The organism is Polyangiaceae bacterium, from assembly GCA_020633235.1.
In the GTDB taxonomy this organism is placed as follows: domain Bacteria; phylum Myxococcota_A; class Polyangia; order Polyangiales; family Polyangiaceae; genus JACKEA01.
This window is the reverse complement of record JACKEA010000009.1, coordinates 174,183-185,664: the sequence shown is the minus strand read 5'-3', so window position 1 is coordinate 185,664 and position 11,482 is coordinate 174,183. Positions and strand designations below refer to the sequence as shown.

Annotated in this window: 7 protein-coding genes; 4 read left to right on the top strand and 3 right to left on the bottom strand. The window is 67.8% G+C overall.

Annotation, left to right across the window (positions count from 1 at the left end):
- Positions 1-68: 68 nt before the first annotated feature.
- The 3 genes from dctP to H6717_38830 form a co-directional block, all read right to left on the bottom strand.
- Complete coding sequence (dctP, locus tag H6717_38840) at positions 69-1,052, bottom strand: TRAP transporter substrate-binding protein DctP (protein ID MCB9583060.1); 984 nt, start codon at positions 1,050-1,052, stop codon at positions 69-71.
- A gap of 130 nt (positions 1,053-1,182) precedes the next feature.
- The gene (locus H6717_38835; protein MCB9583059.1) at positions 1,183-2,115 is read right to left on the bottom strand and encodes a hypothetical protein; all 933 of its coding nucleotides are present in this window, start codon (positions 2,113-2,115) and stop codon (positions 1,183-1,185) included.
- Between the two features lie 33 nt (positions 2,116-2,148).
- Complete coding sequence (locus tag H6717_38830; protein MCB9583058.1) at positions 2,149-3,438, bottom strand: HEAT repeat domain-containing protein; 1,290 nt, start codon at positions 3,436-3,438, stop codon at positions 2,149-2,151.
- Between the two features lie 49 nt (positions 3,439-3,487).
- Here H6717_38830 and H6717_38825 point away from each other — a divergent pair, with 49 nt between their 5' ends.
- The 4 genes from H6717_38825 to H6717_38810 all read left to right on the top strand — a co-directional run bounded on the left by H6717_38825 (position 3,488) and on the right by H6717_38810 (position 11,470).
- Positions 3,488-4,405, top strand: a complete 918-nt coding sequence (locus H6717_38825) for a hypothetical protein (protein ID MCB9583057.1) — start codon at positions 3,488-3,490, stop codon at positions 4,403-4,405.
- Positions 4,406-4,493: 88 nt separating this feature from the next.
- Positions 4,494-8,294, top strand: a complete 3,801-nt coding sequence (locus tag H6717_38820) for a protein kinase (protein MCB9583056.1) — start codon at positions 4,494-4,496, stop codon at positions 8,292-8,294.
- 3 nt (positions 8,295-8,297) lie between these two features.
- The gene (locus tag H6717_38815; GenBank protein ID MCB9583055.1) at positions 8,298-9,269 is read left to right on the top strand and encodes a hypothetical protein; all 972 of its coding nucleotides are present in this window, start codon (positions 8,298-8,300) and stop codon (positions 9,267-9,269) included.
- A complete protein-coding gene (locus H6717_38810) occupies positions 9,266-11,470 on the top strand; it encodes an NAD(P)-binding protein (protein MCB9583054.1) in 2,205 nt (734 codons plus the stop codon). The genes H6717_38815 and H6717_38810 overlap by 4 nt, the downstream gene beginning before the upstream one ends.
- Positions 11,471-11,482 lie beyond the last annotated feature (12 nt).

Below are 11,482 nucleotides of genomic sequence, written 5' to 3'. Positions count from 1 at the left end.
ACAAAAAACTTCGGGCCGAACCCTTGTGGGGTCCGGCCCGAGGTCAGGTCAGCAGCTGCCGAGGTGCTCTAGCAGGCGCCGACCTTGGAGAGCGCCCCGCCGGGGATGGCGCCCTTGAGCCGCTCACAGGCCTTCTTGAAGACCCGCTTCCACTCCGCTTCTTCGGCCTTCGTGGTTTCGTGAACGGTCATCTTCTTCTTCAGGCGACCGAACGCCTTGTCGTCCGCCTTGCGGATCCGCTTGGTGAGTGCCTTCGCCGCAAGCTTGCCGGTATCCACGACGACAGCTCGCTGATCCGCCGGCATCTTGTCGAGCTCCTTCTTGCTCATCACCACCGCGCCGATCCCATAGTAGGTGGTGCCGGTCGTGATGTGATCGAGCAAAGGCGCCCACTGGAGTTGTTCCGCCGCGAGCGATGGCGTGTTCATCACGTTGATCGCCTTGGCGTTCAGCTTGCTGGTGAAGCCCACCACGCTGGAGGACACCGAGGTGATGCCGCCAATGGCCTCGTAGACCTTGGGGGCAATGATGTCTCCTGCAATGGCGCCAGGACGCTTGCCTTTGAGGTCTGCCGGGACTGCGATGGTGCTTCCCTTGCTCAGAACCTTGCCCTGGCCGATGTCGCCCCAGCCCAGGATCTCGAAGCCATCCTTGGCCGCTGCTTTGGACAGCTCGGGGCCGTACTTGTCACGAGCGCGGTCCAGATCCTTCCAGCTGGAGAACGCACCCGGCATCTGTAGCGCGAGGAAGCGCTTGTCGATCGCCGAAAGACCCACGGCGGTGAGAGCCGAACCCGCAATCTGACCGGACTTGATCTTGCCGACCACGGCGTCCTCCGGACCTCCGGTGCCGTTCCAGAGCCAGTCGACCTCGGTCTCGCCCTTGGTCTTTTGCTTGATCGCTTTCGCCCAGGTCTTGAACACGACGCCCCATGGACTCCGCGGGGGAGCCAGGGTCGCCATCTTCAGCGTGGTCTTGGCGTTAGCCATTCCCGCCGTGCCCATCACCACGAAAGCAGCGGCAACGAGTGCAGCGAAGAGCCTATGAAACATGTCAGAGCACCTCCTCAAGTTCTCGAACTCGATCCTCGGCGGCAGGCCGCCCGGCTCCCGTGAGACGGGGCGACCTCGCGAAGCGTTCAATCTTTGCGCAAAAAACGCGATGCGCCTGCTGAAAAAGCGTTCAGAGGCGGAAACCGCAGGCCTCCTGCCAGATCTTATTGCCCAGATAGCGCCGCGCCCTGCGCTTGGCGATGACGTTCTGGAGCCGCGCCTCGGGCATCAGATCCCCTGCGGCGAGGATGTCGTTCAGCGTCTTGACGTAGTTCTGCTTGTCACCCTTGAAGCAATAGTAGCGGATCGCCAGGTTCAGCTTCGTGGGGAGGAACTTGCCCCCGTTGATGGCGATGGCTTTGTCGAACTCTTCCTTGCTCTGGGGGAGCTCCGCCATGGCCGTGCGGGCGTGATAGGCGCCCAAGATGGTGTGGCCCATGCCGTTCTCGAGGGTGTCGTTGAGCTCGACCGATCGCTTGATCATCTCGATGCCCACGTAGAGCTCGCCAACGACTGCCGGGATTTCCGTGGAAGCCGCCACATGGCCCACCCACGCGTAGCCGACCCAGAGCAGGTCCTCTGCCTGCTCCTCGTCGGTGAAGTTGTCCACGAGCCACTTGCGCATCGTCTCTTGGTTGCGCTTGGCCTTGTCGAAGCCGTCGGCGTGGTGCGCCAGGAGCTCGAGGCCGTAGTGGATGGCGCGCTGGTAGCCGGCCCGTGCTCGCATCAAGTGGTATTGGGCCATGACGTCGTCGCCCGCTTCGTACGCCCGCTCGTAGTCGTCCTCGGTGAAGCCGTAGGAGACGCCCGCCCAGGCGCGGGTGAGCATGAACAGCGCGTCGGTGTTGTCCGGCGCCAGCTTGTGCATGCCTTCCAGCTGACCGATGCCCGCCTGCGCAATGCTACGAGCGATCTCGTAGTCGTGCAGGGTGTTGACGGCGGCGGAACCCTGCCGCGTGCCTTTGATCTGTCCGTCGAGCAGCGCCTTCTTGATGCAGCCGCTAGTGGTCGTCCCGAGCGCTGCGAGCAGCAGCGCAGTCGTCATCCCTCTCGCCCAATTCATCACGCCGCGACATAGCCGCCTCTCCGGCGAAATTCAACGCCTAGGACGGGTTTCAGCGGAGAGGACGCTGCAGGCCACTGCGGTTCGCACCACCGGATCGTCGTCCGCCAGCGCCGTGGCGGCCCGCGAGTAGTCACCCAGGCGTAGCAGGCCCACGGCCGCCACCGTCCGGTAGCGCGCGGTGGGCGCATCGAGCTGCGCCACCAGATCCGACTTGATGCTCGCGTCCGCGGCGGCGGCCAGGGCGGCGCGCGCCTGCACGCCGACGTCGTCCGTCTTCTTGGCCATGGGACGCAGGGCGATAATGGCCTTTTGGCGACCTTTCTTGGTGCCCGCCAGCTTGGCCAAGGCGATCACCGCGACCTCCTTGTTGCCGTCCTTGGCGGCATCCTGCAGGGCTTTCTGCACGTCAGGGTCGTCCGGCGATGCGAGCTGGATCGCGAGGCGGCGTTCGAGCTCGCTGCCCTCCTTGATGGCCCGCGCCAACACCTGCGTGCCCAGCTGGGCGACATCCCCGCCGCGACGCGTCAGAGCCGCCGCGGCGCTGACCTGCGTGACGCCCTGCTCCGTCTCCGCGATGCGAACCAGCTTCCGATCGCCGCCTTGGCGGTAGGTCGCCTCCATGCTCCAGGCATCGATCACGGTGACCCGCGTGGTCTCCTCCGCCCGGGCCCACAGGTCGTCGAGGGCAAGCGCGGCTTTCGGGCCGCCGATGGCTCCCACGGCGCGTACGGCCAAGCTTCGGCTCAAGGGGTCAGGATCCAGTCGCGCGGCCTCCAGCAGCGCATCGAGGTCGTCCGGCTGGCGTGCATCCACGGCAGCGGAGAGGGCGGCTCGCCGCACGCGCTCGTCGGGATCCTGGATCAACTGGCGACGAAGCGGACCGTCGCTGGGACGGGTAGCGGCCCGCGCGCCGACGGCGCGCCAAGCGCCGCTGGAAGCCGCCCCGTACTTCTTCACCTGTCGCGGCGCGTTCAGCTTGCCCAGCTCGAGTAGGATGAGCGTTGCCTCGGCGGCGGCGTCGTCACCCTTCTTCGCGCGGTCCGAAAGCACGGCGGAGAGGGGCGCCGCACAGGGGCGGACGGCGTGGAGCTTCTCGATCGCGGCTGCGCCCTTGGCCGACCGCACCTCCCGGCTCGCCACCGCCTGGGCCAGGTCCGCTACACGGCCGCGGTCCAGCTCGTCCCGCTCCTGAGCGCGCTTCACGTCGCGCTTGAGCGCTGCCAGATCGCCGTGTAGTGCCGTGTCCACCACGCCGCTGGTGGCGCAGCCCGAAGCCAGAGCCCCGAGCAGGCAGAGGGTCGAAAGTCCGAGAGCCTTCATGACGCTGCCGAGTACATAGCCCGGATCCCAGACGCCGTCATTTTCCCCGATGCAGACCGCAGTCCTCGTCAACACCAGCGCGCGCGCCCTGCGCCGCGACCGGGACCTGGTCGCGGCCATTCGCCTGGCGGCCTCCGGTCCGAGCCGGGTGTGGACGACGGAGAGCTTGAGCGAGCTCGCCGTCGCAGCTCGGCAAATCGTGGACTCCGGCGCGCGGCGGGTCGTGCTCTGCGGCGGAGACGGCACCCTGATGAACGGGGTCACGGCGCTTTCCGCCTGCGGCGCCCTACCCGAGGTGGTGGTGGCGCCCGGGGGCACGGTGGCTACCGTGGCTCGCAACTGGGGGCAGCGGGCCGGCCTCCTCGACACCGTTCGCCGGGCGACCCGTGACGTGCCGCCGCTCCGAACCCTGCAGAGTCCGACCCTACGCGTGGTCGGAGACGGCGAGCGTGTCGGGTTCATCTTCGGCACCGGGCTCGTGGCACGGTTCTTCGAGCGCTACTACGCGGCGGGGGCCGGGGGCTACGCCGCCGCGGCCCGTATCGTTGCGCGCATCTTCGTGGGTTCCTTCGTGACCGATGCCTACTCGCGCAGCGTGCTCGAGCCACTACCGTGTCGGATCACGGTCGACGATCGAACCCTCGAGCCCGACGCCTTCAGTCTCGTCGTCGCCTCGGTGGTCAAGGATCTCGGTCTCCACATGTGGGTCACGCACCGCGCGGGGGAGGATGCGGAGCGGCCGCACGTGGTTGCGTCGCCGCTCGCGACCCGAGCGCTCGGGCCCCAGGCGCCGCGCGTGCTCGTCGGAAAGCCGCTCAGCGGTGCGGGGAACTTCGACGGTCTGGTGCGCGAGCTGCTGCTCCGATTTCCGGGCCGGCCCGGACCCTGGGTGCTCGATGGCGACGTCTTCGTGTCGGAAGAAGTCCGTGTATCTGCCGGGCCTCGCCTGCGCGTCGCGGCATTTTGAGCCGCGACGGGGCTCGCGCCGGACCAACATCCCTCTCATCCTTTGGTGTGGGTGACAGCCCGCGAGAGCCATGGTTTTCTGAGGTGCCATGCCGACGAACGGACGTCGTTCGGAAGTCAGCTCGAGCGAGGACGTCACCGTTGCTCAAGAGTCCGAGCTGGCGCCCGAGGCGGAGGCCGATGTGCTTCCGGAACGGGTTGGGCCCTATCGGATCGTCGAGCAGATCGCTCGCGGCGGCATGGGGGTGGTGTACCGAGCGCGTGGCGAGGACGGCGGCGAGGTGGCGCTCAAGACCGTGCTGTCTTCGGATTCACAGCTCAGGGGCCGTCTGCGGCGCGAGGTTCGCGCGCTCCGGCGCCTCGACCACCCGGGCATCATCCGCGTGCTGGACGAAGGGCTGGACGAGGTCGCCCCCTGGTACGCGATGGAGCTGCTCAAGGGGTCGACTCTGCGCAATCGCCTCGATGCGGTGTGGGCGCGGCACTGGGACGAGACCAGTCATTGGACGACGTCGGCGGCGGTTCGCGCGGTGTCGACCGTCGTCGTGGGTGCCGGAGCCAAGCCGTTGGTGCAGCCGCCGGAGAGTCCCGCGCCGTTCGTGGAGGCGGGGGGCGCAGAGCTGCCCTACCTGTTGGATCTGGCCGCGCGCATCTCCGATGCGCTGGCATTCCTGCACGGGGAAGGCATCGTTCATCGCGATCTGAAGCCGAGCAACGTGCTGGTCCGGCTGGACGGCGCGCCGGTGGTGGCGGACTTCGGCTTGGTGGGTCAGTTCGCCGGCTCCGTCGGCCGCGAAACCTTGGAGGTGGACGAGGCCATCATCGGGAGCGTTCCTTACATGGCGCCAGAGCAGCTCCGTGGCGAGCTGGTGGATGCGCGCAGCGACCTCTACTCCCTCGGCTGCATGCTGTTCGAGTGCACCACCGGCCGGCTGCCATTTCGTGCACGGTCCATGGCGGAGCTTCGGCAAAAGCACCTGGACGAGCCGCCGCCGCCCCCTTCCAGCTTCGCGCGGGGGGTACCCGCCGAGCTCGAAGCGTTGATCCTAGCGTTGCTGGAAAAGCGCCCGCGGGATCGACTGGGACACGCGCGGGACGTCGCGGCGGTGCTCCGCAGTCTCGCCAGCGAGCTGGGGCACGAGGTCACGCCGCCGGTGGGGCCCGAGGCACGCGCCTATCTGTACCGGCCGGAGCTGTGCGGTCGCGAAGAGCTCGTCGAGCGTATCGAGAGCGAGCTGGTGGAAGTGCTCTTGGGCGCAGGCCGAGCGGTCTTTCTCGGCGGCGAAAGTGGCGTGGGCAAGACGCGCGTCGTGTTGGAGGCGGCGCGCCGAGCGTCGTCGGCGGGCTGCAGCGTCGTGCCCTCGGAGTGCGCGGCCATCGGCGCCGGACCGCGGGACGCCACTCGGGCGGCGCCGCTCAACGCCTTTCGGCCCCTGCTGCGTCATCTGGCGGATGGCGCGAGCGACGAGCTGGAAGAGCTCTTGCAGCGTTCGGGTCCGGTTCTCGCGCGCTACGAGCCCGTGCTCGGGTTGTTGTCAGCGGTGGCGTCTGCGCCGGCGCCGCGCGAGCTGGCTGCCGACGCCGAACGGCTGCGCGTGTTCACCGCCCTCGCCGACGTCCTCGCGACGCTCGGCAAGGACAGACCGCTGCTGCTGGTGATCGACGACCTGCAATGGGCGGACGATCTGTCCCTCGCGTTCATCGAGTGGCTCGGCCAGCACGCGCTGGGGCAAAGCCGCGTGCTGCTGTTGGGAACCTACCGCTCGGAGGAGATGGAGGACGCACTGGCCTCGGCGCTCTCGGCGCACCCCGACGCGAGCCTGCGCTTGGCGCGCCTGTCGGAGGGCAGCATCGAGCACATGGTGGCGGGAATGCTGGGCATTGCCCAGGCGCCCGAGCGTTTCGTGGCGTCCCTGGCGCGGGCTTCCGAAGGCAATCCGTTCTTCGTGGCCGAGTACCTGCGCGCGGCCATCATGGAGGGGCTGTTGTTCCAGGACGCGGGCGGTCGCTGGCAGCTGGAGAACGCCGAGCGCGTCTTGGAAGACGCCGTGGGCGTGCCACACAGCGTGCAGGAGCTCGCCCTGCGCCGGCTCGATCGGCTGAACGCCGCTGGGCGCCGCTTGGTGGAGCTGCTCAGCGTGGTGGGCCGGGAAGTGGAATGGCAGGACGCCCACGCACTGTGGACCGAGGGCGAGGAGCTTCTGGTGGATGCCGCGCGGGAGCTCTCGCGCCACCAGATCGTGAGTGAGGACGACGCCGGTCGCTTGTGCTTCGTCCACGACAAGCTGCGCGAGGTCGCGTATGCGCGCATCGACGCCAACGCGCGCCGAGCGCTCCACGGCGACGTCGGCGTCGCGCTGGAGCGGCGCGTTCACGCGCTCGCGGACAGCGCCGCCTGGTCGCCGATGCTTGCGCATCACTTCGAACGCGCGGGGGAGGTGGAAAAGGCGGTGGGCTACATGGAGCGCGCCGCCGTGGACGCCCTCAGGGCGGGTGCACCGCGCGCGGCGGTGACGCATCTGGAGCGCGCCCTGGGTCTGGCCTCGGAGGACGAAAACCGCGTGGCTCGCTGGCACCGCTTGCTGGGCGACGCCCACTACGTCCTGGGCGATCTGCCGACCTGCACCGAGCATTGCCTTTCGGCTCTGGAAGCGCTCGGCGAGCGCGCTCCGCGCTCCACCCGCGGGTGGCTGTCACTGCTGGCAGAGAACGGCGCCCGGCGCGCGCTGCGGCGGTCCGGGCAAAAGGCCGCGATGTCCGAGGGCGCGCTGGCGGCGCAGCGCATCGCCGAGCGCTACTACTTCACGAACGACGCCCTGCGCATCATCGCGGCGTCGCTTCTGGCAGTGAACCTCGCGGAGCAGGCGGGCATTGGGGTGCCGCGCGCGCACTACCAGCTCGGGATCGTGGCGGGCGTGACCGGGCTGCATCGCCTCGCGGAGCGCTACTTCCGCCACGGCGACCAGAGCGCGGAGCAGGCCGAGGACGACTACGGCCTGGTCATGGGTGCCTACACGCAGATCGCGTACTACTCGGGCGTAGCGCGCTGGGATCAGGTGGACCGCGTGGCGCGGCGCGCGCTGCCCGTGGCGGAGCGACTGGGCGATCGCCAAGAGCTGGACGTGTTGAACACGGTGATCGCGAATCGTCACACCCTCACCGGCGGCTTCCGGGAAAGCGCCGCGCAGTTCGCGGCCATCGAGGAGTCGGGGCGCTCCAGGGAGAACCCGGTGCACGAAGCGTGGGGCGCCTATGCACGGTCCGTTTCCCTGGTCGCTCTCGGGCGTCACGACGAAGCGGTCTCCGAGCTCACCCACGCCTTGGCGCTGCTGGACGGGCGCTCCGACGTGGCCAGCGAGATCATCAGCTACGGCACCTTGGCCTGGGCACGTTTCCGTCAGGGCCAGTGGCAGCTCGCGCGGAGCGCCGCGGACCAGGGCCGGGAGCGGATCACGTCGCGGATGCCGGCGGTGTACTCGACCTTGTTCGGCTATCACGGAGTGACCGAGACCTATCTGCGGCTGGGGGCGGCGGCGCATGGCACGGAGCGGAACGAGCTCCTCCGCAGCGGCAAGGAGTGTCTGTTCCGCCTTCGGCTGTTCGCCCAGCTGATGCCGATGGGACGCCCGGCGGCGGAGCTCTGCTCCGGGCTCTTGGCCCGGGCTCGAGGACGCTTGCGGGGCGCTCACCAGGCGTTTGCCCGCTCCGCGGAGGTCGCCCAGCGCCTCGCGATGCCGTACTACGAAGCGCGCGCGCTGGTGGAGAGCGCCGCGCTATTGCCCCGTTCCAGTCCCGAGCGCCGCCGCCTCGTCGACCGCGCCGTGCGGCTCACGGAGCCCATCGGATCCCGCGACGAAGTCTTCGCCGTCGTCCAGCTGAATCAGGAGTGAACATTGAGCGATCTACCCGAGTACGTCGTCCGCGGAGGTGCACAGACCTTCGCTCCGCCCATTCTCGCCAAGGGCACCCGTATGTCGACCTTCGCCCTGCGTGCCGACAGCGATGCCTTGGTGGCGCTGGTGAACAAGTACTTGAATGGTCCCGGGGCGGCACAGACCGACCTCCAGTTTTACCCCGTCGGTGACTACGTGTTCCTGGCCTACGCGCCCATGGATCACATCTCCGTGACGGATCCGGTGGACAGCCAAAAGGGGTGGATGAAGGAGACGGACGTCGCCTTCTGGATGCTGGTGGTGGGCGGCACCGAAGGTGCAAACGGCTTCGAGCCCAAGATGCTCGCCTGGTTCATGCCCTACGTGTGGGTGGACGTGCCCACGGCGATGACCACGGGGCGCGAGGTGTATGGATTCCCGAAGGAGCTCGCCTGGCTCACGCTGCCCAAGGACGACAGCGACCCGCTGGTGTTCGGGCTGGAAGCGATGGTGCTGCCGAAGTTCTCTCCCGATACGGAGATTGTGCGCCGTCCGCTGATCAGCGTGTCGCGGCAGGCGGACAGCGAGCCAGGGCTCGAAAAGGCATTCTCCGGTGCCGAAGCCGTGCTGGCGGAGGTGGTGCGGCTGCTGCACGGCAGCGCTGGGAAGGCGAAGGTCGGGGGCTTGGACTTCTGGCTGGATCTGCTCCGGGACCTCACTCACGAAGAGGTGCCCATGATCTTCCTGAAGGAGTTCCGGGACGCCGCCGAGCCCCACCGCGCCTGCTACCAACGGCTGATCCGCTCCGCCAGCGTGGTGAAGGCGTTCCACGGCGCCTACCCGCTGCTCGCCGACTACAAGGTCACGCTGCAGAATTACGACAGCCACCCGTTCTTGAAGGACTTCGGCTTCGCCAGCACCGAGCTCTCGAGCGCGCTTTCGTTCTACGTGAGCTTCGACTTCCTGCTCGAGCTGGGGACGGAAGTGAAATGAAGAAGATCGCCATCCTGGGGGGTGGCCTCGGCGCCATCACCGCGGCGTTCTGGCTCACGCAGAAGCCCGGCTGGGAGCAAGAGTACGAGCTCACCATCTACCAGCTCGGCTGGCGTCTGGGAGGCAAGGGCGCGAGCGGGCGCGACATGCGGGATGGCTTCGGCCGTCGCATCATGGAGCACGGTCTGCACATCTGGCTGGGTTTCTACGACAACGCCTTCATCACGCTGCGCGCTGCGATCGACGCATTGTCCGAGATGTCCCCGCCGCCGGTGAGCACCTTCACCAGTCTGGAGCAAGCCTTCACGCCCCAGAGCGTGGTCACCTTGGAGCAGCGCTATCAGGATCGGTGGGCGCCGTGGCCGCTGTTGTTCCCGCCGAACCTGGATCAGCCGGGCAAGGCCGAAGACAGCCTTCTCGGCGACTTGGTGGTCGAAGCGCTGGGCTGGCTGAAGGACTGGCACGACGAGTTCTACGGAGAAAGCTCGCCGATATCGGCGAGCAAGCACAGCGAGCACCCGGTGTACTCCGAGCTGGCCGAGCTCGACCGTGAGGTGACCGGCACGCCCCCGGCGCCCGAGGGGCATTCCCTCGTGTCTTGGAGCCACGCGCTCCTGGATCGATTGATCCAAGACGCGGAGGGAGATCTCGAGAAGGGCGGCGGCGTCATCGCACGGGCGCTGATCTACGCGGCGGACGTGGTGCGCGACGCAGTGAGCGATTCGCTTCCGGATCGACGCTTCTTCGTCGTGTTGGACCTGGGGCTCAGTGTCATCGCGGGCATTTTGCAGGACCAGCTCCTGAGCAAAGGCTTCGAATCCGCGGATGGCGACGACTTCAAGGAGTGGATCGCGAAGCATGGCGCGGAGCCGGTGACCGTGAGCTCCGCGCCGGTGGAGGTGATCTACGATCTGGTGTTCGGCTTCGACGACGGCGACGACCAGCGCTACGACTTCGCCGCCGGCACCTGTGCGCGGGGCCTCTTGCGCATGCTGTTCGGCTACCGCGGCAACCTGATGTTCAAGATGAACGCGGGCATGGGCGACACCATCTTCACGCCGCTGTGGGGCGTGCTGAAAGCGCGGGGCGTGCGCTTCGAGATGTTTCGACGCGTGACCGGCCTCGAGCTCGACGCCAGCGAGCCAAGTGCCATCGGTTCGATTCGCCTCGCTCACCAGGCCACGGTGAAGCCGGAGGTGGAAGCGACGGGAGGCTACTGGCCCTTCGTTTCCGTGCAGGGCATCGACTGCTGGCCGGATCGCCCGAGCTTCGAGCAGCTGGTGGAGGGCGAAAAGCTGCGGGAAGATCCCGAAAATCCCGGTCACCCGTACAACCTCGAGTCCTACTGGACCAGCTGGCCCGACGTCGGCGAGTCCGTCCTCGAGCGGGGCAAGCACTTCGATCACGTGCTGCTCGGGATTTCCATCGGTGCCTTGGGTGAGCTGTGCCAGCCGCTCATCGGGCAGAGCAAGGCGTGGCAAGCGATGGTCGAGGGCGTGCGCACCACACCGACGCAGAGCTCCCAGCTGTGGCTCACGGAAACCTCCGAGCAGCTGGGTTGGGTGATCCCCGAGTGGGTCGAGAAGGCCGCGGCGGATTGGAAGCAGCAGACGGGGCGCGAGCTCGGCATCAGCGGGCTCGTCGGTGCATACCAAGACCCATTCAACACCTGGGCCGACATGAGCCATCTGCTTCCGAAGGAAGACTGGACCGAGCCCAGGAGCATCGGTTACCTCGTCGGCCCGTTGAAGGCGCCTACGGCATGGCCGCCGAAGAGCGACCACGAGTTCCCTCGCCGCATGCACGCCCAGGTGGAGGGGGGGGCCCGCAGTTGGATCTCGGAGAACTCCGCGACGCTGCTTCCCAAGGGCGCGTCGGACTCCGACCGCACGGGGCTGGATCCGCGCTACCTGGTCGACCCGCGTCGGCAGAACGGTGCTGCTCGTTTCGCGGCCCAATACTACCGCGCCAACATCGACCCGACGGAGCGCTACGTGCTCAGCGTGAAGGGCAGCACCAAGCTCCGCATTCCAGGCGGCAAGTCCGGATTTTCGAACCTGACGCTGGCCGGCGACTGGACTTACAACCGCGTGCTGAATGCCGGCTGCGTGGAGGCCACCGTCGTGAGCGGGATGGAAGCCGCGCAGGCCATCTCGGGCTATCCCGAGCACATCGTGGGTGACTCCGACAGCAATCGCTGACGGCTTCCTTTG